The sequence below is a fragment of the Streptomyces sp. NPDC058646 genome (genome assembly GCF_042716875.1).
In the GTDB taxonomy this organism is placed as follows: Bacteria; Actinomycetota; Actinomycetes; order Streptomycetales; family Streptomycetaceae; genus Streptomyces.
This window is the reverse complement of record NZ_JBHXRK010000016.1, coordinates 80,516-103,925: the sequence shown is the minus strand read 5'-3', so window position 1 is coordinate 103,925 and position 23,410 is coordinate 80,516. Positions and strand designations below refer to the sequence as shown.

The following is a 23,410-nucleotide window of genomic DNA, read 5'->3' as shown; positions in this document are numbered from 1 at the left end:
CGGTAACTTGGCCGCACGTCGCACCGGTACCGGCGCACGTGCACGTACATGTCGTATGAGGAAAGGGACATTCCCATGGCTGTCAGCCTGTCCAAGGGCGGCAACGTCTCGCTCACGAAGGAGGCCCCCGGCCTCACTGCCGTCACGGTCGGCCTCGGCTGGGACGTCCGCACGACCACCGGTGTCGATTTCGACCTCGACGCCTCCGCCATCGCGGTCAACCCGACGGGCAAGGTCGTCTCCGACGGCCACTTCGTCTTCTTCAACAACAAGTCCACCCCGGACCAGACCATCGTGCACACCGGTGACAACCGCACCGGCGAGGGCGCGGGCGACGACGAAGCCATCAACGTCAACCTCGCCGGCCTCCCCGCCGACGTGGACAAGATCGTCTTCCCGGTCTCCATCTACGACGCCGAGACCCGCAGCCAGAACTTCGGCCAGGTCCGCAACGCGTACATCCGCGTCGTGAACCAGGCCGGCGGCGCCGAGATCGCCCGCTACGACCTCTCCGAGGACGCGGCGACCGAGACCGCCATGGTCTTCGGCGAGCTGTACCGCAGCGGCGCCGAGTGGAAGTTCCGCGCCGTCGGCCAGGGCTACGCCTCCGGCCTCACCGGCATCGCGCAGGACTTCGGCGTCAACGTCTGAGAACCGCCTGCCGCAGGTGAAGCCCCCTCCCGGCCGTCCGGGGAGGGGGCTTCGCTACCGTTCAGCAGGTGATCCTGCAACCGCTCGTACCCGTGGACGGCGCCCTGCCGGGGCCGGTCCTCGCCGAGGTCGCCGCCCTGTACGCGACGAACCACGCCTTCTTCGAACTCAGCGGCGACTTCCCCGACCCGGACCGCATCACGGTCGAACAGGTCGCGGCCTCCCTCGCCGACGAACTCGCCCATGACGGCGCCGAGGTGCTCCTCGCCCGCTCCGCCGGCCGCCTCGTCGGCCTCGCGGCCACCCTCGCCCACACGGGCCACACTCTTCCCGGGGACCCGGCCTCCGACGACCCGGACCCCTGGATCGGGCTGCTCCTCATCGACGCCACCGCGCACCGTGAGGGGTACGGCAGGGCCGTGGCGGCCCTGGTCGAGGACCGCTTCCGCACGGCCGGCCGCACGGGCCTGAGGCTCGCCGTCCTGGACGGCAACCACCAGGCCCTCGCCTTCTGGCAGGCCCAGGGCTACACGGTCCTGCGCCGGGCGGTCGACCGGGAGCGCGGTCGCGACTGCACCGTGCTCCGCAAGCCCCTGACGGCCACGGCTCCGGGGACGTCCTCCTAGCGGGGGCGGGCCTTGCCGTACAGCCAGACGTCCCAGACCTTCTTCAGGTCGTGGCCCGTCCGCCGTTCCGCGTAGGCGGTGAAGCCGGCCGTGCCGGCGTTGCCGTGGCGGTGGTCGACGGCCCAGCCGCGCAGCAGGTCGAAGAACTTCTCGTCGCCCACCTCCTGGCGGATCCGGTGCAGGACCATCGCGCCCCGGTAGTACACCGGGCTCCCGGAGATGTCCTCGGGCCCGGGCGGCGCGGCGGGCGGGAAGGCGTCCCAGTCGGCGGCGGCCCTGCCGTCCACCGACGTGTCGCCCTCCAGGAACGCGTCGAAGCGTTCCTGCGCGGTGTGCTCCCCCTGGTCCTCGGCCCACAGCCACTCGGCGTAGGTGGCGAAGCCCTCGTTGAGCCACATGTCCTTCCAGGACTCCGGCGACACCGAATTGCCGAACCACTGGTGGGCCAGCTCGTGCAGCACCAGCTCCTCGCTGTCGGGCGCGCCGGAGTACACGGGCTTGGTCTGCGTCTCCAGGGCGTACGCGAGGGTCCCGGCGGGCAGCACGATCGCGCCCGCCGTGCCGAAGGGGTACGGGCCGAAGCGGCCGCTCCCCCACTCCACCATCTCCGGCAACCGCGCCAGCGGCCCCGCGCTGCGGTCGGCCTCCTCGGGCTCCACCGCGGTGTAGAGGGCGACCCCCGAAGCGGTGCGCCCCGTCGTCACCTCGTACCGGCCGACGGCAGCGGTGGCCAGGTAGCTCGCCATCGGCTCCGGGCTGTGCCACGCGAACGCGGTCCGGCCGTCGCCCGTATCGGTGCGGGAGCGCAACTCGCCGTTGGACACCGCCTGGTAGCCGTGCGGGACGGTGAGCGTGATGTCGTACGTGGCCTTGTCGCTCGGGTGGTGGTTGCCGGGGAACCAGGTCATCGAACCGACGGGCTCGCCGACGCCGACCGCTCCGTCCCCGGTGGTGATCCAGCCCTCCTCGGAACCGTCAGGATCCGCCAGGGCCTTCGGCTTGCCGCCGTACGCGATCTCCGTACGGAAGACCTCGCCCTTCTTCAGTTCCTCGGCCGGACGCACGGTCAGTTCGTTCCCGGTGCGGTTGAACCGGGCGCCGGCGCCCTGCACCTTCACACCCTCCACCCGCAGTCCGCTGAGATCGAGGTTGAAGGAGCTGAGGCCCTGCTCGGCGCGGGCCGTGATGACGGCCGTCCCGTGCAGCCGCCCGCCGGCGGGGTCGTAGCCGAGGTCGAGCGCGTAGTGCTCGACCTGGTAACCGCCGTTGCCGGCCTTGGGGAAGTACGGGTCGCGCAACCCCGACGCCCCCGGCCGGCCCTGCACCGTGCCGCCCGTACACGCCGCGGTGAGGGCGAGCAGGGCGGCAGCGGCGGTGACGGGGAGACGGGATCGAGCGCGTGGTTCCACGCGCTCGATCCTAAACGGGCCGTCGCCTTCCGTTACTTGCCGCGCTGCTTGCCGAGCTACTTGGCGAGCGCGTCGACGCCGGCTTTGGCGAACTTCTCGTCCAGGTCGCCGCTCGGGGCGCCGGCCACGCCGATGCCCGCGACCGGGGCACCGTCGAGCTGCACCGGGGTGCCGCCGCCGAGGAAGAGGGTGCCGGGGATGTCCTTCAGGTTCGGGGTCTGGGCGAGGCGGCCCGCGAGCACCGAGGTCGGAGCGTTCCAGGACACGGCGGTGAAGGCCTTGCGCTCCGCCGACTCGTAGGACTGCGGGCCGGCGCCGTCGCCGCGCAGGGTGACGACGGTGTTGCCGTTGCGGTCCACGACCGCGACCGTCACCCGCTGGTTCTCCTTCTGCGCGGCCTGGAGCGCGGCCTGGGCGGCGCGGGTGGCGGCGTCGACGGTGAGGTGGCTGGTCGTGGTGAAGTTCTGGCCCTTCGCCTCGTCCTTCTTCGTGTCGTCCTTCTTCGCGGCGACGGAGGCCGGTGCGGCGTCGGCCGCGGGGGCGGCGGTCGCGCTGACGGCGCCGAAGGTCCCGGCGCCCAGGGCGACGGCGAGGGCGGTACCGGTGAGGACGCGGGTACGGGTGTTCATCTCTGCTCCTGAGAACGGTGACTCGGTGACGGCACGGGGCGGGCGGCCGGTCCGGGCGGGCCGGCTCGTCCACTGCTCCAAGCCTGGGCCCGAACCCCCCGCCGCCCCGTCCCCGTACCGGCTCGCCCCGGGCACCGCACCGGTTGACCCGCCTGTCATCCGATCGGTCGATGCGGTGTCCCTGCGGGGCTCGGCAGGGTGGGTGTGCCCGTGCGGCACCGGGCCCCGCCCCGGCCCCCGCACCGCGGACCGCCCCCACCGGCCGGCTCCGCTGCGACGGGGCCCTCCCCGGCCTCGCCCGGGGCCCCTCCCGGCGGCAGCCGGGGAAGACGGAGGCGCCGGGTCCGGGGCGCAGCCCGGAAGGACCGGGCACAGCACCGGAAAGCCCGGGCGCAGCCCGGAAGGCTGGGCGCAGCCCCGGAAAGGCCCGGCGAAGCCGGCGCGGGCACCCGCGGGGGCAGCGCCCGGCCGCCCCCTGGGCGCCCGCTGGGCCAGGATGGACGTACTCGACCCAAGGAGCCAGGAGCACCCGTGAGCCCCGCACCCCCGCGGCACCGCACCCCGGCCGATCCCGACACCCGCACCCTGGCCGCCGTCATGCACGCCGCGTTCTTCCTGCTCCTCGGCGCCTCCGTGGCCCGATTCCTCCTGCGGCACCCCGGCGAACCCCGCACCCCCTGGGTCATCGCCCTCAGCGTCACCCTGTCCCTGCTGTACGTCCTGGGCCCCGCCGTCGGCGCCTCCCGGCCGCCCGGCACCACCACCCCCGGCGGCCCGGCCTCGCGGCCCGCGCGCCAGCCGACCGGACGGCTCGTGTGGCTCGGCCTCGTCGTCGCCACCTGGGTGGTCCTCGTCGTCCTCGCACCGAGCTTCGCCTGGTGCGCCGTACCGCTCTTCTTCACCGCCCTGCGCACGCTGCCCCCGCGCGCCGCGATCGTGCTCGTCGCCCTGCTCACCGTCTTCGTCGTCATCGCCCAGCTCCAGCTCGCCACCGCCTTCGACCCCAACCTCCTGCTGGCCCCGCCGGCCGTCGCGGCCCTCGCCACCGCCGTCTTCGTGCACATGGAGCGGCAGGCGCAGGCCCAGCGCGCGCTGATCGACGACCTGATCCGCACCCGCCGGGAACTGGCCGCCACCGAACGCCGCGAAGGCACCCTCGCCGAACGGCAGCGACTGTCCATGGAGATCCACGACACCCTCGCGCAGAACCTCTCCAGCCAGCAGATGCTGCTCCAAGCCGCGGACCGGACCTGGGACGCCGACCCCGGCACCGCCCGCGCCCACGTCCGCACCGCCACCGGCATCGCCGCCCGCGGCCTCGCCGAGGCACGCCGGCTCGTCCACGACCTGGCCCCGGCCGAACTCGCCGGCGGCGCCGGGCTCGCCGGCGCCCTGCGCGCCCTGGACGCGGGCCCGGACATCGAGGTCCGCTTCCACCTCGAAGGCACCCCGGCCGCACTCCCCGACCGCGTGCAGTCGGCCCTGCTGCGCATAGCCCAGGGCGCGCTGGCGAACGTACGCGAGCACTCCGGCGCCCGGACGGCCGCGCTGACCCTGAGCTTCCTGGGCGACCAGGTGGTCCTGGACGTCGCCGACGACGGCCACGGTTTCACCGAGCCCCGCGCCTGCGCCGCGGAACGCGGCCACGGCCTCCCGGCGATGCGCGCCCGCGTCCGCCAGCTGGGCGGCACCCTGACGATCGAATCCACGCCGGGCGAGGGCACCGTCCTCTCCGCGGCCATCCCCCTGGAGCCGGCCCCATGACGACGATCCTCCTCTGCGACGACCACGTCGTCGTCCGGGCCGGCCTGCTGGCCCTGCTCGGCAGCGAACCCGACATCGAGGTCCTCGGCGAGGCCGGCAGCGGCGAGGAGGCCGTCGCCCTGGCGGCGAAGCTGCGCCCCGACGTGGTGCTGATGGACCTCCAGCTGGGCGAGGGCATCGACGGCGTCGAGGCCACCCGCCGGATCACCGCCCTCCCCGGACCGCCGCACGTCCTCGTCCTCACCACGTACGACACGGACGCGGACATCACCCGGGCGATCGGCGCGGGCGCGACGGGCTACCTCCTCAAGGCGGAGCGTCCGGAGGAGCTCTTCGCCGCCATCCACGCGGCGGCCCAGGGCCGCACCACCCTCTCCCCGCCGGTGGCCAGCCGCGTCATGGCACACCTGCGCGGGGCCCGCCCCACCCTCACCGACCGCGAACTGGACATCCTCGGCCAGCTGGCCCGCGGCCTAGGCAACCGCGACATCGCCCGCGCGCTGTTCATCAGCGAAGCCACGGTCAAGACGCACCTGGGCCGCATCTACGACAAGCTCGGCGTCGACACCCGCGCCGGCGCCGTCTCGGTCGCCAAGGAGCAGCGCCTCCTGCCGTGAGGGGCCACGGGACCCGGCCGTTCCCGTCGCCGGAGCAGCCGGAGCACCCGGCGACCGCGCGTGCCGGCCGCCCCGTACGGCTACACCGTCACCGCCACGGCCCGCACCCGGATCACCGGAGGCTGACCCCGCGGCCGCCGTCGCCCCCCGCCGGACCGCCCACCCACGGGCCCCGGGCGGCGGCGCCCACCCACGGGCCGCGAGCGGCGGCGCCCGCAGCCCCGGGCCCGCCGCAGGGCGCCCGCGCCACGCCCCGCCCGGCCGTGACACCATCGGGTACGTGCTCGACATCGGCTACTCCCTCTCCCGTCGCTTCCCCGACCCCCCGCAGACCGACTACCGCTCGGCGGACGTCCACACCCTGCGGCACGACCTGTTCTGCGGGGACGTCTACCTCGCGGACACGAACGCCGACCGGGAAGTGTCCACAGCCTGGGGATGGGTGCCCGTACTGGACTTCGCCTGGGCCCTGTGCGACATCGTCGAGCAGCTCGACCAGGACCCGCGCGGCAGCCGCTCCTCCAACCGCCAGTACGCCGAACTCGACTTCACCGAGTCCACCGACCGGATGCTCTTCGAGCGCCGCTTCGGCTGGGTCGACATCGAGGCCGACTGGATGCCCGCGGAGGAGGACCCGCTGACCTTCAGCCACCGCCTGCTGCGCCGCGAAGCCCGCGACTTCCTGCACGACGTGATCGCGGACCTGGTCGACATGCACGACGGCCTGGCGGACAACCCCGCCATCTGGATGCTCCAGTCCCGCTTCCCCCGCGTCCCGGCCTGACCGGCGCAGGCCCTACGGGTCTACGGGTCTACGGGTCTACGGGACCACCCGTACGCCCAGCTGCGCCGCCAGCGCCGGAGCCAGGTCGAACAGCTGCGCCGGGCTGATCACCGCTCCCGCCAGGGCATCCACCCCGCGGGCGATCCCCACCTCGGCCGCGGCCCGCAGGTCCACATCCGCCAGCCGGGCCCCGCCGAAGTCCGCGCCCCGCAGCGCGCAGTCCCGGAACTCCACCCGCTCCAGCACGGCGCCCCCGAAATCCGGCTCCACCAGCACGCACCCCTCGAAGACCACGTCCCGCAGCCGCGCCATCCGCAGGTTCAGGTAGTCGATCTTCCCGCCGCGGACCACCACCCGCTCCAGCACCGACCCGTGCAGCTGTACGCCTCCCAGCCGGGCGTCCACCAGCTCCACGTCCCGCAGCGAGGCCCCCGACAGGTCCGTCCCGACCCCGCGGACCCCCTCCAGCACCGAGTCCAGGAACCGGGCCTTCGCCAGCCCCGTCTCGTCCAGCACGCACCGCCGCACCGCGCAGTCCATGAAGCGGGCCCCGGCCCCCTCCTGCCCGGCCCACTCCAGGTCAGCGAACTCCAGCCCGTCGTAGTCCCCGTCCGGCTCCAGCTCACCGCCGTCCCACGGCCTCAGCGCGGGAAGCCGCACCTCCGGCCGCCGCGCCGCCTTCACCGTCTGCTGCCCCTGTCGCCCTTTTCGCACCGTCGCCATCACCCCATCCTGACCCACCCCACCGACAGAGCCGCCCCGACCGGCGGGACACCCCTAGCGTGCGGCCGCCGCCAGCGCGCGGAGCGCGTCGTCCGACAGGCGGTTCACCGTCCACTCGTCCATCGGCACCGCCCCGACCGACCGGTAGAAGTCGACGGCCGGGGTGTTCCAGTCGAGGACCGACCACTCCAGGCGCTCGTACCCGCGCTCCACACAGGTCCGCGCCAGCTCCGCGAGCAGGGCCTTGCCGTAGCCGCCGCCGCGTACGCCCGGCCGTACGTACAGGTCCTCCAGGTAGATCCCGTGCACCCCGCGCCACGTCGAGAAGTTCAGGAACCAGATCGAGAAGCCGACGACCTCGCCCTCCTCCGTCTCCGCGACGTGCGAGAACGCCGCCGGCCGCGGTCCGAACAGCGCCTCGCGCAGCTGCTCCTCGGTGGCGCGGACCTCGTGCAGCGACTTCTCGTACGCGGCGAGCTCGCAGATCATGGCGTGCAGGGCGGGGACATCGGTGACGCGTGCGCTACGGATCATCCCGGCAGCCTAGAGGCGCCCGGCCGCGCCGGGGGACGGTGCTCACCGCCCGAGCAACAGCTCTGCCACCCGCAGCTGTTCCTCCTGCATCTCGTCCTCGCCGTCCTCCACGTCCCACAGGCAGTTCTGCAGCACCCGCGCCAGCGTCCAGGCCCGCGCCCGCTCCCGGTCGAGCCCCATCACCTCGGTCATCAGGTCGAACCGCCACCGCACCTCGTCCGCACGGAAGTTGTTGTTGATCGCCGGCAACAGGTCGAAGCCGGGGTCCCCCGCGAGCGGCTTCGGGTCGATCGCCAGCCACGCCTCGCGGCTGCCCGCGAGCACGTTGTCGTAGTGCAGGTCCCAGTGCAGCAGCCGGTCCCCCGGATCGCCCGCCACCTCCGCCACCGCCGCCGCGCAGTCCCGCAGGAGCCCGCGGGCCCGTTCGTCCGCGAGCTTCCCCAGCGCCTGCGGCACCTCCTCCAGCATCCCGGCCGCGACGTCCCCCAGTCCCCGCAGCCCGGCGGGAGCCCGTACGGCCGTCAGCCGGGCCAGCAGCTCCGCCACCACCTGCACCGCCTGCCGGGAGTCGCGGTCCGCGAGCCACGACAGGTGCCGGCCCTCGTCGAGCCGCTCCAGCAGCAGCGTGCCGGTCTCCGGGTCGTGTTCCAGCAGCCGTACGGAGCCCTCCCCCGCCCAGGCCCGCAGCGCGACCGGCTCCCCTTCGCTCTCCTCGTCCAGCAGCTGCAGCTTCAGCACGGCCGCGCTCCCGTCGGGCCGCTCCACCGGCAGCACCAGGGCCGTCACCCCGTACATGCCCGGCCCGGTGCGCCGCAGCTCCCACCGCTCCAGGAAATCCGCCGCCCGCCCGGGCAGCGCCGCGATGAACTCCCGTCCCGCGTCGCCGTTGTACCTGATCTGCGTCTGGACCAGCCCGTCCGGAATGTCGACCATGCCCCGAGCCTAGGGGGTGTCCGGTCGAGCGGGCCGGATCAGCCGATCCCCGCCCCCCGCATCGGTCATCCGGCCACCCGTCCCGCCCCGACGCACGACATCCCGTCCCTGGACACCCCTCCCGCACGGCGTGTACCAACTCCCCCATGACGATCAACGGCGGCATCTCCTTCTGGTACGCGACGGACAACACCGCCCCCTCCGCCCCACCCCGCGCCCCTCTCACCGGCGACGCCACGGCCGACGTCGTCATCGTCGGCGGCGGCTACACCGGCCTGTGGACGGCCTACTACCTCAAGGCCGCCGCCCCCGGCCTGCGCGTCACCGTCCTGGAGCAGAAGTTCTGCGGCTACGGGGCCTCCGGCCGCAACGGCGGCTGGCTCTACAACGGCATCGCCGGCCGCGACCACTACGCCGCCCGCCACGGCCACGACGCCGCGCGCCGCCTCCAGCTGGCCATGAACGACGCGGTCACCGAGGTCATCGACGTCGCCGCCCGGGAGGGCATCGACGCCGACATCCACCGGGGCGGCGTCCTCCAGGTCGCCCGCAACCCCGCCCAGCTCACCCGCCTCAAGGCCTTCCACGCGGCCGAGGTCTCCTTCGGCGAGACGGACCGCGAGCTGTACGACGCCCCCGCCGCCCGCGCCCGCATCGGCGTGGCCGACGCCGTCGGCGCCGGCTGGAGCCCGCACGGCGCCCGCATCCACCCCCTGAAGCTGCTCAAGGGCCTCGCCGCGGCCGCCGAACGCCTGGGGGTCGTCATCCACGAGGCCACGCCCGTCACCGAGATCGCCCCGCGCAAGGCCGTCACCCCTTACGGCACGGTCCGTGCCCCGTACGTGCTGCGCTGCACCGAGGGCTTCACCGCCTCCCTCAAGGGCCAGAAGCGCTCCTGGCTCCCCATGAACTCCTCGATGATCGCGACGGCCCCCCTCCCGCCCGAGACCTGGGACCGGATCGGCTGGTCGGGCCGGGAGGTCCTCGGGGACATGGCCCACGCCTACATGTACGCCCAGCGCACCGCCGACGACCGCATCGCGATCGGCGGCCGCGGGGTCCCGTACCGCTTCGGCTCCCGCACGGACGACGACGGCCGCACCCAGCCCGCCACGATCGAGGCCCTGACCACCCTGCTGACCTCGTTCTTCCCGATGCTCGCCGGTACGGAGATCACCCACGCCTGGTCGGGCGTCCTCGGCGTCCCCCGCGACTGGTGCGCGACCGTCACCCTCGACCGCACCACGGGCCTCGGCTGGGCGGGCGGTTACGTCGGCTCGGGCGTCGCCACGGCCAACCTCGCCGCCCGCACCCTGCGCGACCTGGTCCAGGGCGACTCCACCGGGCTGACCGCCCTCCCCTGGGTCGGCCACCGCGTCCGCCGCTGGGAGCCGGAGCCCTTCCGCTGGCTCGGCGTGCAGGCCCTCTACACGGCCTACCGCGCGGCGGACCGCCGCGAAGCCGCCACCCACACCCCGACGACCACCCCGCTCGCCCGCCTGGCCGACCGCATCTCGGGCCGCCACTGACCCCCGCCCGCACACACGGAAGGCCCCGGACCGTAGCGGTCCGGGGCCTTTCCCAGCAGAGCCCCCTGTCGGATTCGAACCGACGACCTACGCATTACAAGGTCACAAGAATCGAACGCGCGACCTGCGATGACGGTCCGACAGGGCTCTGACCTGCCGGTTTTCCATACTGGGGAATCCTGAGCTATCCCGCACTATCCCGGATTCACGTGTACGGCATGTGTATTGGAGCGAGGCAATCCCCCCACGCGAATGAGTTGCTTATCGACTCACTAGGGTCTAGAGTGGACTCACCACCTCGGAAACGAGGACGGCCCCGGCGGGTGCGCTAACACCTGTCCGGGGCCTAGGCCGAACCCCTCCGCAAAGGGAGTCGAACCATGTCCAACACCGTACCCGCTCACCTGCCCCGTATCTTCCAGCCGGAGCCGAAGCTGGCGGCGGTCCCGTCGCAGCCGACGGCATCGACCCGCGAGGTCGTCCCCGCCTCCCGCACGTGGTCGTTCATCGACAGCCGGACCGGCTACCGGAACGAGGTCACCTGCCTCCCCGGCTGCGTCGTCCCGCACGACGACGCCATCGCCAGGGGCACGGCAGCCGAAGACGTCTGGTGCATGACCGCCGAGACCACCGACTTGTGGCTGCCCGTCTCGATCGCCGGCCAGAAGGCCGACGAGACCAAGCTGCTCGCCGCGAGCATCCGGCAGGACCCGTTCGACAACAACCTGGCGAAGCGGGTCCCCCACGCGTCGGTGGAGATTTTCGACGACTCCTTCATCGAGGCCCTCGACCCGGACGGGCTGGCCACGGTCATCCTGGCCCTCGAGGGTCAGCTCAAGCAGATGCGCGCCATGCACGCCCGGCTCGTCGAGCTCCGCGCGCAGGGCCGGGTAGAGCTGTGAACGCGCCGCGCACCGTGTCGGTGCGGACCGTGGACCACGGCGTGGTCGACCTGCCCGAGCCCTCCTGGTGCCTCGGCATCCACTCGGACGACGTGCACATGGCGGACATCAGCCACCGCGGCGAGGAGCTGTCGGCGTCGGTCGACGTTCCAGGCTACGGACGGGTGCCGTTCCTGAACGCGTTCCTGTCGCAGTTCCCCTTCTCCGAGTTCGGGAACCGAGGGGTGACGGTCGCGGTCGAGATCGAGGGCGAGCACCACGAGTTCGACCCGGCCGGCCTCGGAGACGTGGCTGCCGCTCTCACCTCGCACGCCCTGTTCGTGCTGCTTCCGATGCGCCGACAGCTGCGGGCGCTCCTCGACGAGGGGCAGTGACGTCCCGCTGGCCCGTCCGCCGGCCGACCGAGCACGCCGCGTTGCGTGCCGTCGACCGGCGGCCCCGGACCCTCCCCGAGATTCCGGCCCTGATGGCCGCCCTGATCGTCGCGAACCGTGCTGCTGACCGGCACGGCGCCAACCTGGCCGCCCACCGCGTGGTGCGCGTAGCCGAAGGAGTCACCGAATGAGCAACCTCACCCCGGGTCAGCAGGCGACCGTCCGCCTCGCCCGCACGGCGCTCACGACCTCGCACCAGATGAGCATCGGCAGCGCCACGGACCGGGAGCTGTGCCACAACATCGGCCGTCTCGAGATCGCCCTCGAGCAGGCCCTGCGGATCGTCGACGACCTGACCGAAGGAGACCAGTCGTGAAGTTCCTCACTGAGACGCGGCACCGCCTCGTCGACCGAACCATCGACGGGACCACCAACCAGGTGCAGGAGCCGTACACGGTCCGTATGCCGAAGCTGCCGAAGGACAGGGACGCGATGGCGCTCGTCGGCGTCAGCGGCCTCGTCCTGGCCCTCACGCTCGTTGCGATCGTCTGGTCGACGTACAGCATCGGGCAGCTGCTCGGCGGTGGCGTCGGTTACGCGGCCGGTGTGGTCTTCGATGCTGCATGGCTGGCCGTGCTGCTCCTGGAGTGGCTGGCCCGCTTCGATCCGGCGAAGCGCGAGTTCCCCCGCAAGGTCGGCTGGGGCCTGGCCCTGGTGGCCGCGGCTGCCATCTACCTCGAGGGCCAGCTGGCCGGTACGTGGGAGATGGCCGCGGTCGGCGCGGCGGTGTCCATCGTGGCCAAGGTCCTGTGGTGGGCGGTGTTCAAGCACATCGACAAGGACCTGTCCCCGGCGGACGCGCAGTGGGTTGCGGCGGAGATGTCGAAGACGAACGCGAAGCTTGCCATCGCAGGCGCCCGCCGCCAGGCCGCGAAGGCGGAAGTCGCCGCACGCCTCGAGCTGCTGGCCGCGGAGCGAGAGCTGAACGAGATCGCCGGGCTTGATCACTCTAGGGGTACCAATGAAGTGATCACGGCCGAACAGGTCCGCGAACATGGCGAACCGATCAGCTTGTATAACATCCAAACTGAAAGCGCCCCGGCCCCTTTGAACAGGGCGAACACGGTTCGCGAACAGCCCGAGCAGGGCCCGAACATCTCGCACCTGGCCCGCGTCGAGCTGACCGCCGGAGTGTCCAAGGAAGACGCCGTAGAGGCGATCCTCGCCAAGGTGCCCGACGCCAAGCGGACGTCCGTCGAGGCGACCGTCAGGCGCGAGCACAACAAGCTCGACCGCGCCGCCTACCGGTGATGGCGCACCCCTTCAACGGCCTTGCCTGACGCGCTGCCCGATCCGCCTGGATCTGCCGGGCGGTGAGGGGAGCCGGACAGACCGGCCCCGGAAGGAGCGTCATGACCGACCCGAAGTTCACCACCGCCGAGACCGCCAAGCTCACATGGCTCATCGCCCGCATGGCCAAGCGCGGACTCGCCAGCCAGACCGTCCACCAGGGCGACCTCGAGCGGCGCGTCGAGAAGGTCATCGACGGGGCCCGCAAGCGCGAGGAAGAGCAGCGCAAGGGCAAGTAGCCACACCCCACGTCCACACCCAGCCAGTCACCCCAAGGAGAAGCCATGTTCGGCAAGAAGTCCGAGACCACCGACCTGACCACCCCCGAGGCCGTCAAGGCCAGCCAGAAGGTCTACGACCGGATCACGTCCGGGAAGTGCACGGACGCCAAGGCGGAGCTCGACGCCACCCACAAGACCAACCAGAAGTAGCTACGCCACGGGGCGGCCGTACCGCCTGGCAGCTAGCCGGCCGCCCCGTGCACCCCGCCACTCAGAAGAGAGCAGGAGAGGTCATCATGACCGACACCATCGTCGGACCGGTCAACGGCCACACGATCGTCAACCTCCTCAAGCCCGTACCCCTGCCTGCCCAGACTTTTCCGGCGACCACCGGAGAAGCCCCCGCCGCAGTCGAGGCGGTCGACCGCCCGGACAACCCGCTCGCGGACTGGCTGGTCGTACCAGACGCGCCCGTACTGCCGGTGTGGGCCCGGTCGTGGAAGTCGATCCGTGCGAACGGTGCCGCCCTCGGCCGGCTCACCTGGTGGCACTCCCGCTACCACTCGCTGCGCGTCCCCAAGTACCTGTTCAAGACGGTGCTGCTGGCCTGCCGCGGCTTCTACCGGGCAGCTCGGGGGCTGTGGCCGACCCTGTCGGCGCAGGACCACAGCGCGACCGTGAAGGCCCTGCGCGCCCAGACCAAGGTCAGGCCGGAAGACGTGGACCTCGCCGCCCGGCACCAGGCCGCGCACGCCGCCCGGACCACCGCCCGCCGCTGGAGGTTCGGTGCGGCAGCTGCAGGCGTTGTCATGGCGGCGGCCGGCCTGACGCTGGCCTCGCCGATCCTGCAGGCGGGTATGGCCGCCGCAATGACACTGCCGCTGGCACATCTGGGGCGCGGCAAAGAGACCCACATCCTTGACCAGGCCGTCCCCCCGCTGCGGGTGGACATGTCCGCGCAGCAGCTCAACGACGCTCTGCGGGCCGCGGGCCTGCTGAAGAACGGCAAGGGTGACGACGACGGGCCCAAGGTGTCGTGCGTGATGGGCCCGGTACGCGACGGGCGAGGGTGGGCGGTCATCTTCGACCTGCCGCGCGGGGGCGGGAAGACGGCCTCTGACGTGCTGGCCAAGCGGGAGGTCCTCGCCCAGGAGCTCGGCGTCGACGAGATCCAGATCGTCATGTCCCGCGTGCGGGCGGCGCAGGGCGGCAACGCGGGCCGGGTGTCCATGTGGGTTGCCGACGACGACCCCTACCTGGCCGACCCGGTCCCGTCGCCGCTCGAGAAGATGGAACGCTTCTCCGTGTGGGACCCGATCCCGTTCGGGCAGGACGCACGCGGAACCCGCGTGTCGGTGCCGGTCGTCTGGCAGTCCATGTTCTTCGGGGGCCTGCCCCGGCGCGGCAAGACGTTCACGCAGCGGCTCCTGACCGCGGCCGGGCTCCTCGACCCGTGGGTGCGGCACTACGTCGCCGACTTCAAGGGCGGGCAGGACTGGATCCAGATGCGGCAGGTCGCTCACCGCCTGGTCCTTGGCGCCGAGGACGACGCGATCGCCGCGTTCAAGGCGCTTCTGCAGGAGCTGCTGACGGAGATGGAACGCCGCTTCGCGATCCTGCGGGAGCTGCCCACGTCTGTCTGCCCGGAGGGCAAGCTGACCCCGTACATCGTGGAGAAGTACAAGATGCCGTTCATCTTCTTCACCGTGGATGAGCTGCAGGAATGCTTCATCGCGCTCGGCGATGAAAAGGAACGCAAGCAGGTCATCGACGACATGGCTCGCATCGCACGCCGAGGGCCGGCCGCCGGGTTCATCTCGAACTACGCCAGCCAGCGCCCGGACGCCGAGTCGGTCCCGACGAAGCTCCGCGAGATCATCACGATCCGGGCGTGCACGCAGGTCACCGACCAGACGTCCTCAGACATGGTGCTGGGCAAGGGCAAGGCGTCGATGGGCGCGGACGCGTCAGTGCTGTCCGAGGATCACAAGGGGGTCGTCGTCCTGGTGACCGGCCCGGCGTCGTTCGCCACAGTCAAGAACGACCTGCTGACCACGGCCGCGTTCAACGCCATGTGCACCAAGGGCCGGGCGATGCGGAAGGACATCGGGCAGCTGTCCGGCGACGCAGCGGGCGACGTCCTCACGGGCGCCGAGGAGCAGGGCTACCGCGTACCGGCGATCATCTCGGACGTCCTCGAGGTCATGAAGCACTCGGTGCGCATGTTCACGCGGGACCTCCTCGAGCGGCTGGCCAACATGGATGAGGACACTTACGGCGACTACGACTCGGACCGGCTGGCAAAGGAACTCGACGAGGCTGGAGTGAAGCGCGTCAGTAAGCAGGTGAAGATTGACGGAGTGAACGGCGCCGGATATCAGCGGCGCGATGTAGAGGGCGCGGTTCCTTTCACCGGGTAGCGCCCTCCCCCTCTACTACGGCCCCGGGGCTGGACCTGTGTAAGACAGGTCCAGCCCCTCTTTGCGTTGCCCCCAAAGTAGCGGGACCCCTTTACCCCGGTAGCGGGGCCGGTAGAGGGCCGTGACCTGCAAGGTAGCGACGGTAGCGGGGGACGGGCCTCAGCCGCTCGAGGGCGCCCTGGCCGGGACGTGGCGAAGCCCCTCGCGGGGACCAACCGCGGGGGGCTTCTTCAGTGCTGGAGGCACTCCCCCATCGTACTGAATGGATCTATTCTTGTCGTACTGGAGTGCATAGATTCATTCACAGTAGGGACCGTCCGATATGGCCGAACGCATGGCGTTCATCCTCGATGGGGATGACAACCTCTCACCCGTTTTCCGCCGTATCGGCGAGAGCGCGGAGCGCTTCCACCGGCGCCTCAACGAGTCCGTAGACGAGTCCGGCGGCCAGCTGCGCACGTTCACCCGTGGCGCCAGCGGCCAGCTGCAGGAGCTCGGAGGGCGGCTCGACACGGCGGGCCAGGCGGCCCGCGCCCTCGGCGTCCGCACCGACGGCGCCTCTACCGGGGTACGCGCCCTCGGCGACGACGCCGCGCGGGCCAGCACCCAGATCGACCGGCTCACCCGCGACAGCGGCGGACGCCTGCGCGACCTCAACGGGCGATTCGTGGCCGCCGGCCGGTCTGCACGCAGCTTCACCCTCGACGTCGACCGCGCCTCCCCATCGGTGAACCGCCTCGGCAACGCAGCCGGGGAGACAGCCGCACAGCTCGGCAGCGGCGGAGGCGGGCTCGGCGCATCCATGGGTGTCGTGGCCGGCATCGCTGGCGTGTCCCTGCTGCCCGCCCTCGGCGCCCTGGTGCCCATGCTGGCCGGTGTAGGCCTGGCGGCCGGGACGATGAAGCTCGGGTTCTCCGGCGTCGGCGAGGCCGTCGAGGCCGCAGGCAAGGGCAAGAAGGAGTACGCGGCGGCCCTGAAGGCGCTGCCCGCCCCGGCCCGCGAGTTCACGAAGCAGCTCGTCGCAACGAAGAAGGAGTTCTCCGGCCTCTCCGGGGAGATCCAGAAGGTGATGCTGCCCGGCTTCACGCAGGCCCTGAAGGAGTCCAGCCCGGTCATCAAGATCGTGGGCTCAGCCATGACCGAGATGGGCAAGGGCTTCGGTGACGCTGCGGCCGGTGCCGGACGCCTGATGAAGGACAGCGGGTTCCAGAAGGACTTCGGCACGGTCCTGCGCCTCGGCAACGGCTTCGTGAAGGACCTGACGTCAGGGCTCGGCGGGCTGGCCCGCGGGTTCCTCCGCTTCGGAGCGGCGAGCGAGCCGACCCTGCGGACCCTCTCCGGCGGGATCTCAGACCTGCTGGGCAAGGGACTGCCCGGCATGTTCCAGGGCCTGGAGCGCGGCATCGACGGCTCGGCGAAGTTCCTGTCCGGGTTCTTCAGCATGCTGAACAACGACGTCCTCCCCGGCCTGGGCCGCTTCGCCGGTGAAGTCGCACGCACCTTCGGGCCGTTCCTCGGTGAGCAGATGAAGTTCTTCGGCCGCGTAGCGACCGAGGCGCTCGACGCCCTGGGCGCCGGGATGCGGATACTGTCGCCCGTCTTCAAGGACCTGACGTTCGGCTTTCAGGCCGTCCTGGCCGTAGCCGACTACGTGGGGCCCGTCTTCAAGAACGCGGGCCGCGCCATCCTCGACTCGCTCGCCCCGGTCGGCGAGGGGCTCCGCGGCGTTGAGGGGCCCCTGCAGCGCCTCAAGGGCTGGGTGGACCAGAACAAGCTGGGCTTCATGGAGTTCGGGCGCATCGCCTCCGGCGCCATCCTCGGCATGGTCGACATGGGTCTGTCGGCCCTGCCTCACCTGATGGGCGCATTCCGGATGCTGGCCATCGGCGCCCTCAACTCGATCGACGTCATGGTCACGGCGTCGGCCGCCATGTTCGGCTGGATACCCGGCTTCGGCGAGAAGCTCCGCGAGGCGCAGGGCGACTTCGACAAGTTCAAAGGCGGCTTCATCGCAGGCCTCGACAACGCACAGGGCAAGGCCAGTGACTTCGTCGCCAGCATCAGGCCGAAGCTCGCCGAGAACAAGCTGAAGCTCGACATCACCAGCTACGAGTCTCAGATCGCCGTGGCCAAGGAGGAACTGAAGACTGTCCCGCCGGAGAAGAAGTCCAAGCTCACCGGGCACATAGAGGACCTGGAGCGGAAGGCGGATGCTGCACGGCGCGAGCTGGCCGCCGTCAGGGACCGCCACGTCGGCATCTACGTCACCGAGTACCGCACCCGCACGTTCACACCCAACCCCCGGGCCGGCGGCCAGGCGAACGCGGCTGGTGGTCTGATCCGCGGGCCGGGCACCGGGACGTCGGACAGCATCGCGTCGTGGCTGTCGAACGGCGAGTACGTGATCAGGGCGTCATCTGTTGCGCGCATCGGCGTCGGCGCCCTAGATGCGCTGAACGAGGGGCGGGCCCTGCCGGCTGGCACCGGCGTGACCGCCGCGCCGGTTCGGGCGGTCGCAGCGGCCAGCCAGGCGGCGAGGCAGATGGTCGTGAACGTCACTGTCCAGGGCGCCATGGATCCGATCGCCGTGGCACAGCAGATGCAGCGCATGCTCCTCAAGCTGCGCCGGGACTACGGCGGCGGCGACGGCCTCCTCGCGTAACCCAGAGTGATGGCTACGGAGAGTCGCTATTTACCGAGTTCGAGGTTCACGGTGATTAGCGTCTTTCAAAATGGCCGCGCAAAAATTTGAGCGACAGGAGCGGTTGAGGTCGCTCACCTGCACGTTTTCCCGTGGGACCAGGTGCCCCCCACCCCGCGCGCCCAGCACGCTAAGTGAGCAGTGCTGGGCGTCACGAGTCGTGATCGAATTACGCGAGCTCGACGTACCAGACGATGAGCTTGAACTTGCCGGCAGTGACGGCTGTGCCGTTGACCTTCAGCTGGATGGTTCGTTCGGCGGTGAGCTCGACGGGTGCAGCGTCCGCGTCGAGGGTGAGGCGCCGAACCCCGGCCGTAGACCAGGGTGATGCGTTTCGGGCTGCTGCTGCCTGAAGGTCTGCCGCCCCCTCGGCGTTGAGCTGGACAGTGTCGGTGACGGTGCCGCCCGTCAGTGGGGTCTCCACCCTCAGCAGGGTGTCGGTGATGATGGCCCCGACGGGGATGGTCGAGTTCCCCCGCAGGTTGATTGCGGTGGTGCCTCCTCCGTCCACGGCGAAGTCGTACAGGCACACGGCGGGCTTGGTGAAGCCGAGGCCGAGGCCATTGGCCTGGAGCCTTCCTGCTCCGGCGATGATTGCCATGGTGGTTCCTCTCCGGTGTGATGAGTCAGGCGGCCATGGGCGTGCGCGTTGCCCGCTGCTCGCGTTCCTGCCTGCGCTGCAGGTCGTTCAGACGGTTGCGTGCTGCATCGAGGGCGCGTTCCGCTTCCTTGAACCGGTCCGCTGCCTGGTTCTCGGCGTGGATGAGTGCGTGCCGGTCTGATTCGGGGGAGTTCTTGCGGGTCTTCAGCAGGTTGTGAGGGTCGAGGACGGCGACGCTCAGCCGGGTGCCCACGCCGAGCCGTGCTGCGGCCAGGGCGGCCTGCTGGACGCTGTGCTGTGCGGCTGTCCATTCCTGCTGTGCCTGGCCGAGTGCGGCTTCCGCGGCTGCGAGGCGGGGCGCGTACTCGTCGATGATGGCCTGCTCGGCTACCGAGACGGGGTCGGGTGTGGGGTGGATCAGCCGGGGCGGGCGGATGCGGCTGGTGTCGAGGCGCAGGCCCCAGATGATGCAGTACCAGCCGAGGCGCTCGTCTCGGCAGCCGTCGGGGTTGAGGGGCCGGCCGCACGTGCGGCACTGGCCCGCGGTGCTCACTGGGCCACCCGGCGGGCGTAGCGGACCTTTGCCGTCTGGATGGCTCCCATGAGCTGCGTGAACGGCTCGTCGTCCATGTTGAGGATGCGGCGGGTGACCATCTCGAACGCGGCCGGCGACAGGTCGGCGTAGCCGTCGACTTCGAGGGCCTCGAACAGTTGCTGACGCATGGCTTCGTTACGGTCGGGCATGGTGGCTCCCTTGTTCTCTGCGGGGGTGTTCATCGGTTGCTCCATTCGGTACGGGCCTGCGTTTCGTAGGCGCGGGCTTGGGTCTCGTCACCGTCAGCCAGGTGACGGAGTTCGTGGGCGGCGATGGCCCAGGCGTCGGCCTCGCCGAGGTTGGCGTTGAGCCAGATCAGCCACGGGTCGAGGCTGGGCGTGCAGAGCCCGGACAGGGGCCGCAGGCTGGTGAAGTCGGCGTGTTCCGGACCGAATGCGCCGCTGCCGTCGTCGGGCGGCTCCTCGCTGAACCAGCGGACGTCGATGGTGACGGGGTCCATGCCGAGCCGTGGGGCGTAGGCGGTCACGGCGGCTTTGGCTGCCGCTTTTACGGCCGGAGGGATGCTGTTCGGGAGGACCCTGGAGTAGGCGATGGCGACACGCTGGCGGGCACCCTTGAGGACGGCGTGCGCTTCACACTGCTGGGCCTGCTGGGCGAGGTCGCGCTGCAGCATCTCGGCGATGTTCTTGACCTTGATCTGGTCGAGCCAGGCGCTGGTGGCCGCGTCGATTTCCCCGTGGGAGGACTTGAGGCTGAGCAGCCGGGTATTGATGGAGGCGCCTTGGAGGACAGGAGACACTTCCCGGACGCGGACCTTGTCGATGTACCGGGTCGGCCGGCCCTGGCTGTCGTTGCCCTTGTGGGCCTGGATGTCGTCCAGTGACCAGGAGAATTCGGCGAGGTCGGCGAGGCCCTTAAGGACGGCGTGTGCTTCGCGGCCCGCTTCTGAGTCCATGAACAGCTGGCCTTCGAGGCGGGCTTGGTCGCCCACGATCTTGATGTTGCCGCGTCCGATGGGCCTGGCGGACTCCCAGCTGGTGTGGTTCCAGTCGGAGATGATGACTGGTCCTTCGGAGATGGCGCCCGGGAGGACGATGTCGCCGTCGTGGTCGCGGACGCCGAGCGTCGCGAATACCGCTTCGATGTGGCCGCTGTCGGCGGTGCCGGTGGCGCCGGCCTTGATGTCTGCACCGCGGCTGGTCTTGTGTTCGGTCATGTGCTGCTCTCTTCTGTGTCGGCGTAGGCGAGGGCTACTTCCTGCCACAGCTCCTCTCGGGGGCGGCCGGTGAGATGGGACAGGTCGTTGAGGAGCCCGAACGCGATGCCGGTGAGGGTCCCTACGGCATCGACGGGTTCGCGCTCGAGGAGCTGCAGTACGGACTCGCCCACCAGGAGCTGGATCTCTTCGGGGGTTTCCTGGTCGGGGTCTGTGGTCTGCAGGGCGAGGGTGAGGTAGGCGAGTACGTCATGGGTGAGGGTCACGACGCCTCCTCGGCGAGCGGGTGGGGGGTGTGGCTGGGGCAGACGGGCGCGTGGGCGTCGATGCAGGGGCTGCGCCGGTCGGTGTGGAGCCGGGCCCCGCAGCCGCCCGCACAGAGCCGGTACTTGCCCCGGCGGACCGGGGTCCCGCAGGCACCACACACGAGCGGTGCCCGGCGGCGGCTCACCCCTGCACCGGCCGGAGCGTGTCGTAGCGCCTGCCGGGCTGCCGCTGGTCCGGCCACGGGGCGCGGCCAACATCCAGCTCCTTGTGCCGCATGCCGGCCTTCTGGCGGGCGCTGTGCAGGCGTGTGATCGGGTCGGTGGGTACGGCCGCCGCGGCTTTCCTGGGGGCGACGCAGAGGATGCCCGGCTTGGCCTTGCAGGTGGCGCATCCCTGGGCGAGGGCGTACTCGTACAGCGAGGGGAAGGGTGTCCGCTGGAGCTTGGCCGTGTGCCGGGCCTGCAGGCCGCGCTGCCGGGCTTCGGCGAGTTCCTCCCGTGCGCGCTTCCTTGCTGCCGTCTTTCGCCGGGCTTCGTCTATCTGCTCCTGCACGATGTCGTTCACGTTCATGAGGGCTTCCAAGAGGGGGTGAGTGGGCGTCTGGGGCTGGGGCTGTCCCACCTGTCCCCTCCCTAAAGGAGGAGGGGGGAGGGGACAGGTGTGCCGACTTGCCCTGTCCCCGACCTGTCCCCGACCTGTCCGGGACAGGTCTGACCTGTGGGTTTCCGGTCACCTGTCCCCGAGCTGGGGACAGGTGAGATGTCCTATTCCTCCTGTCCCGTCCCTGGCATCGGCGGGGACAGGTTCGGGGACAGGTTTTCCGTCCCTTCTCCGCGCTCCTTCCGGAGCTTGATCACCTCGTTGAGGACGTCGTTCCGGGCGGTGATTCCGAGGCTGCTGCAGGCGTGCCTGAGCCGGTCTCGGCCGAAGCTGACGGGGATGCCCTTGGCGTCGAGGGCGGCGGCGATCTCGGCCACGCGGCCGTCGTGTCCGGTGCGGGCCTGCGGAACGCTGACGGGGTCGAGAGGGACGAGCACGATGGACGTGACGGGCGCGCCGTCTTCCTTGAACTCGCCGTTCAACGCGACCTGGTGGAGGCCGAAGACGACGTCGCCTAGCTCCTCGTCGTCCTTCTGCTTGCCGGTCTTGAGGGTGATGGTGGTGTCGCAGAGACCCTTGCCTTTGCGCTCCACCCCCAGCTCGGTCTGCAGGGCGCCCTTGACCGCGGTGGCTCCACGGCCCCGGTCGCTGTCATGGCCAGCGTGGTGGACGAGTAGCACGCAGGCCTGCGAGGCCCCGCGCAGCTGCTCCATGCGGTCGACGACGCGGCCCATCTCCGTGTTGGAGTTCTCCTCGATGCCGACGGTGACGCGGGCCTGCGTGTCGATGACGATGAGCGCAGGCCGCAGGCGTCGGCACAGTTCGACGAGCACCATCCACTCGGGGTCCATGGCCTGCACGGGCCGGGGCAGGAACTTCACCCCGGTCATGCGGCGCCCGTAGTGCTGCTCCCAGGCCCGGACCCGCTTGCGGATGCCCTTCATGCCCTCGGCCACCAAGTAGATGACGGGGCCCTGGTGGACCTGCTGGCCGTGCCACGGGGTGCCGGTGCCGACGCAGCCTGCAAAGTCGAGGGTCATGAACGACTTGAACGTGCCCGATGCCCCGTACACCCGGGTGAGGGTGTCCCGGAACAGCAGGTCAGCGATGATCGGGTCGAGGGGTTCGATGGTGTCGAGCGCGTCGGAGTCCAGCAGCTCGGCCTCGAGGGCTTTGAGGCGGGCTTCCATGTACTCCTCTGACGTGGACCCGATGGCCCTCAGGCCAGCCGGCGCGCCCTGGTCTCCCGCCCACATGTCGTCGTCGGGCGGGAAGTCGGGCACGTGGAACGTGGTCACGCAGCGGCCCTCCCTTCGCTGTAGGTGAGGTAGCGGCCGTTGCCGCCAGGGATGCGGATGGGGGGCCAGCCGGCCGTGGGCCGGAGTTCGCGCGGGGGCCTGGCCTTGCGCGCTTCGGCAAGTTCCGAAACGCTCCGGCCTTCCGCACTGAAGCGGTAGCCGCTGACGTTGCGGAACCAGTCGAACAGGGCCGCCTCGTCGCCGAACTTCCGCCACTTCTCGGCGGCATCGAGGGCGGCGGCCAGGCGCTGGGGGTCGTCGGGGTGGAGTGCCTGCCAGGCGGGCGACGCGTAGGGCGGGAAGCCCTGGGCGAAGTAGAGACTGCGGGCTTCGGCCCAAAGGCCGGCGAAGTCGACGTCGGTCACGCCGCCACCTCCATCCGGTGCTGCGTCAGCCAGGGCTGACGCTGGGCGGTGCGGGGCTGTACGGCGAGGCGGGTAAGCACCTCGTCGAGGCTCCACCCCTGCCGGATCAGCTGGTTGGCGTGGGCCCGCAGCTCGTCGTCGGTGAGCCCGTAGGTGCTGGGCCCGTCCGCCGTGGCGGCGCAGTCGAGCGGGTCGCGGTGCCCGCAGTCCATCGGCGGGCAGCGGTATGAGGCTTCGCGGCGCTGCCGCAGCTGCTGCGCGACCGTGGTCCGCTGTGGCAAGCTGGCCGTAGTCATCCCGGCAGCGGAGACTTCCTGAGAAGGGCCTGTCATCAGCAGGC

29 protein-coding genes are annotated in these 23,410 nt (G+C 71.1%); 15 read left to right on the top strand and 14 right to left on the bottom strand.

From position 1 onward, the window contains the following. Positions 1-75 precede the first annotated feature (75 nt). Positions 76-651, top strand: coding sequence for a TerD family protein (locus tag ACFWUZ_RS20665; RefSeq protein WP_326589478.1), 576 nt, complete (start codon positions 76-78; stop codon positions 649-651). 68 nt (positions 652-719) lie between these two features. Then, complete coding sequence (locus ACFWUZ_RS20660; RefSeq protein ID WP_384374588.1) at positions 720-1,277, top strand: GNAT family N-acetyltransferase; 558 nt, start codon at positions 720-722, stop codon at positions 1,275-1,277. Here the strand turns inward: ACFWUZ_RS20660 and ACFWUZ_RS20655 are convergent. After that, on the bottom strand, positions 1,274-2,686 hold the full coding sequence (locus ACFWUZ_RS20655; RefSeq protein ID WP_384374585.1) for a M1 family metallopeptidase: 1,413 nt from the start codon (positions 2,684-2,686) through the stop codon (positions 1,274-1,276). The two genes, ACFWUZ_RS20660 and ACFWUZ_RS20655, sit on opposite strands and share 4 nt — an antisense overlap. 56 nt (positions 2,687-2,742) lie before the next feature. Further along, positions 2,743-3,315: a heme-binding protein gene (locus ACFWUZ_RS20650; RefSeq protein ID WP_384374582.1), complete on the bottom strand. Its 573-nt coding sequence runs from the start codon at positions 3,313-3,315 to the stop codon at positions 2,743-2,745. A 597-nt stretch (positions 3,316-3,912) separates the two neighbouring features. Between ACFWUZ_RS20650 and ACFWUZ_RS20645 the strand changes: the two genes are divergently transcribed. The 3 genes from ACFWUZ_RS20645 to ACFWUZ_RS20635 all read left to right on the top strand — a co-directional run bounded on the left by ACFWUZ_RS20645 (position 3,913) and on the right by ACFWUZ_RS20635 (position 6,480). Then, on the top strand, positions 3,913-5,079 hold the full coding sequence (locus ACFWUZ_RS20645) for a sensor histidine kinase (protein ID WP_384374808.1): 1,167 nt from the start codon (positions 3,913-3,915) through the stop codon (positions 5,077-5,079). Beyond that, positions 5,076-5,696: a response regulator gene (locus tag ACFWUZ_RS20640; protein ID WP_384374579.1), complete on the top strand. Its 621-nt coding sequence runs from the start codon at positions 5,076-5,078 to the stop codon at positions 5,694-5,696. The genes ACFWUZ_RS20645 and ACFWUZ_RS20640 overlap by 4 nt, the downstream gene beginning before the upstream one ends. A gap of 280 nt (positions 5,697-5,976) precedes the next feature. Beyond that, positions 5,977-6,480, top strand: a complete 504-nt coding sequence (locus tag ACFWUZ_RS20635; RefSeq protein WP_384374576.1) for a hypothetical protein — start codon at positions 5,977-5,979, stop codon at positions 6,478-6,480. Positions 6,481-6,516: 36 nt separating this feature from the next. Here the strand turns inward: ACFWUZ_RS20635 and ACFWUZ_RS20630 are convergent, their stop codons facing one another. From ACFWUZ_RS20630 to ACFWUZ_RS20620, 3 genes are read right to left on the bottom strand one after another with little or no spacing between them, the layout of a single operon-like run. Further along, positions 6,517-7,203 (bottom strand): pentapeptide repeat-containing protein, encoded by a 687-nt coding sequence (locus tag ACFWUZ_RS20630; protein ID WP_384374573.1) that lies wholly within the window; start codon positions 7,201-7,203, stop codon positions 6,517-6,519. Positions 7,204-7,257: 54 nt separating this feature from the next. Further along, the gene (locus tag ACFWUZ_RS20625) at positions 7,258-7,737 is read right to left on the bottom strand and encodes a GNAT family N-acetyltransferase (RefSeq protein WP_384374570.1); all 480 of its coding nucleotides are present in this window, start codon (positions 7,735-7,737) and stop codon (positions 7,258-7,260) included. A gap of 42 nt (positions 7,738-7,779) precedes the next feature. Continuing rightward, complete coding sequence (locus tag ACFWUZ_RS20620) at positions 7,780-8,670, bottom strand: aminoglycoside phosphotransferase family protein (RefSeq protein ID WP_384374567.1); 891 nt, start codon at positions 8,668-8,670, stop codon at positions 7,780-7,782. Between the two features lie 146 nt (positions 8,671-8,816). Here ACFWUZ_RS20620 and ACFWUZ_RS20615 point away from each other — a divergent pair, with 146 nt between their 5' ends. From ACFWUZ_RS20615 to ACFWUZ_RS20570, 10 genes are all read left to right on the top strand, one after another. Further along, complete coding sequence (locus tag ACFWUZ_RS20615; RefSeq protein ID WP_384374564.1) at positions 8,817-10,199, top strand: NAD(P)/FAD-dependent oxidoreductase; 1,383 nt, start codon at positions 8,817-8,819, stop codon at positions 10,197-10,199. A gap of 380 nt (positions 10,200-10,579) precedes the next feature. Further along, on the top strand, positions 10,580-11,101 hold the full coding sequence (locus ACFWUZ_RS20610; protein WP_384374561.1) for a DUF6907 domain-containing protein: 522 nt from the start codon (positions 10,580-10,582) through the stop codon (positions 11,099-11,101). Further along, entirely contained in the window at positions 11,098-11,475 is a 378-nt protein-coding gene (locus tag ACFWUZ_RS20605) for a DUF6907 domain-containing protein (RefSeq protein ID WP_384374558.1), read from the top strand. The genes ACFWUZ_RS20610 and ACFWUZ_RS20605 overlap by 4 nt, the downstream gene beginning before the upstream one ends. Continuing rightward, positions 11,472-11,666: a hypothetical protein gene (locus ACFWUZ_RS20600; RefSeq protein ID WP_384374555.1), complete on the top strand. Its 195-nt coding sequence runs from the start codon at positions 11,472-11,474 to the stop codon at positions 11,664-11,666. The genes ACFWUZ_RS20605 and ACFWUZ_RS20600 overlap by 4 nt, the downstream gene beginning before the upstream one ends. Next, complete coding sequence (locus ACFWUZ_RS20595; RefSeq protein WP_384374553.1) at positions 11,663-11,851, top strand: hypothetical protein; 189 nt, start codon at positions 11,663-11,665, stop codon at positions 11,849-11,851. The genes ACFWUZ_RS20600 and ACFWUZ_RS20595 overlap by 4 nt, the downstream gene beginning before the upstream one ends. Further along, positions 11,848-12,786: a hypothetical protein gene (locus tag ACFWUZ_RS20590; protein ID WP_384374550.1), complete on the top strand. Its 939-nt coding sequence runs from the start codon at positions 11,848-11,850 to the stop codon at positions 12,784-12,786. Before ACFWUZ_RS20595 ends, ACFWUZ_RS20590 begins: the two co-directional genes overlap by 4 nt. 101 nt (positions 12,787-12,887) lie before the next feature. Next, positions 12,888-13,064, top strand: coding sequence for a DUF6257 family protein (locus ACFWUZ_RS20585; RefSeq protein ID WP_384374547.1), 177 nt, complete (start codon positions 12,888-12,890; stop codon positions 13,062-13,064). A 45-nt stretch (positions 13,065-13,109) separates the two neighbouring features. Further along, positions 13,110-13,256, top strand: a complete 147-nt coding sequence (locus tag ACFWUZ_RS20580; protein WP_384374544.1) for a hypothetical protein — start codon at positions 13,110-13,112, stop codon at positions 13,254-13,256. An 86-nt stretch (positions 13,257-13,342) separates the two neighbouring features. Beyond that, entirely contained in the window at positions 13,343-15,466 is a 2,124-nt protein-coding gene (locus ACFWUZ_RS20575; protein WP_384374541.1) for a cell division protein FtsK, read from the top strand. Between the two features lie 322 nt (positions 15,467-15,788). Continuing rightward, positions 15,789-18,128, top strand: a complete 2,340-nt coding sequence (locus tag ACFWUZ_RS20570; protein ID WP_384374538.1) for a hypothetical protein — start codon at positions 15,789-15,791, stop codon at positions 18,126-18,128. A gap of 208 nt (positions 18,129-18,336) precedes the next feature. On the opposite strand, the gene ACFWUZ_RS20565 is transcribed toward ACFWUZ_RS20570, so the two are convergent. The 9 genes from ACFWUZ_RS20565 to ACFWUZ_RS20525 all read right to left on the bottom strand — a co-directional run bounded on the left by ACFWUZ_RS20565 (position 18,337) and on the right by ACFWUZ_RS20525 (position 23,366). Next, positions 18,337-18,768, bottom strand: a complete 432-nt coding sequence (locus ACFWUZ_RS20565) for a hypothetical protein (protein WP_384374535.1) — start codon at positions 18,766-18,768, stop codon at positions 18,337-18,339. Positions 18,769-18,793: 25 nt separating this feature from the next. Next, positions 18,794-19,321 carry a hypothetical protein gene (locus tag ACFWUZ_RS20560; protein WP_384374533.1) on the bottom strand — a complete coding sequence of 176 codons (528 nt, stop codon included), beginning with the start codon at positions 19,319-19,321 and terminating at the stop codon, positions 18,794-18,796. Then, positions 19,318-19,545, bottom strand: a complete 228-nt coding sequence (locus tag ACFWUZ_RS20555) for a hypothetical protein (RefSeq protein ID WP_384374530.1) — start codon at positions 19,543-19,545, stop codon at positions 19,318-19,320. The genes ACFWUZ_RS20560 and ACFWUZ_RS20555 overlap by 4 nt, the downstream gene beginning before the upstream one ends. Next, on the bottom strand, positions 19,542-20,540 hold the full coding sequence (locus ACFWUZ_RS20550) for a hypothetical protein (protein WP_384374527.1): 999 nt from the start codon (positions 20,538-20,540) through the stop codon (positions 19,542-19,544). Before ACFWUZ_RS20550 ends, ACFWUZ_RS20555 begins: the two co-directional genes overlap by 4 nt. Next, positions 20,537-20,806: a hypothetical protein gene (locus ACFWUZ_RS20545; RefSeq protein WP_384374524.1), complete on the bottom strand. Its 270-nt coding sequence runs from the start codon at positions 20,804-20,806 to the stop codon at positions 20,537-20,539. The genes ACFWUZ_RS20550 and ACFWUZ_RS20545 overlap by 4 nt, the downstream gene beginning before the upstream one ends. 181 nt (positions 20,807-20,987) lie before the next feature. After that, positions 20,988-21,377 (bottom strand): hypothetical protein, encoded by a 390-nt coding sequence (locus tag ACFWUZ_RS20540; RefSeq protein WP_384374521.1) that lies wholly within the window; start codon positions 21,375-21,377, stop codon positions 20,988-20,990. Between the two features lie 194 nt (positions 21,378-21,571). Beyond that, a complete protein-coding gene (locus tag ACFWUZ_RS20535; protein WP_384374518.1) occupies positions 21,572-22,705 on the bottom strand; it encodes an AAA family ATPase in 1,134 nt (377 codons plus the stop codon). Then, the gene (locus ACFWUZ_RS20530) at positions 22,702-23,070 is read right to left on the bottom strand and encodes a hypothetical protein (RefSeq protein ID WP_384374515.1); all 369 of its coding nucleotides are present in this window, start codon (positions 23,068-23,070) and stop codon (positions 22,702-22,704) included. Before ACFWUZ_RS20530 ends, ACFWUZ_RS20535 begins: the two co-directional genes overlap by 4 nt. Further along, positions 23,067-23,366 carry a hypothetical protein gene (locus ACFWUZ_RS20525; RefSeq protein WP_384374513.1) on the bottom strand — a complete coding sequence of 100 codons (300 nt, stop codon included), beginning with the start codon at positions 23,364-23,366 and terminating at the stop codon, positions 23,067-23,069. Before ACFWUZ_RS20525 ends, ACFWUZ_RS20530 begins: the two co-directional genes overlap by 4 nt. Between the last annotated feature and the right edge of the window lie 44 nt (positions 23,367-23,410).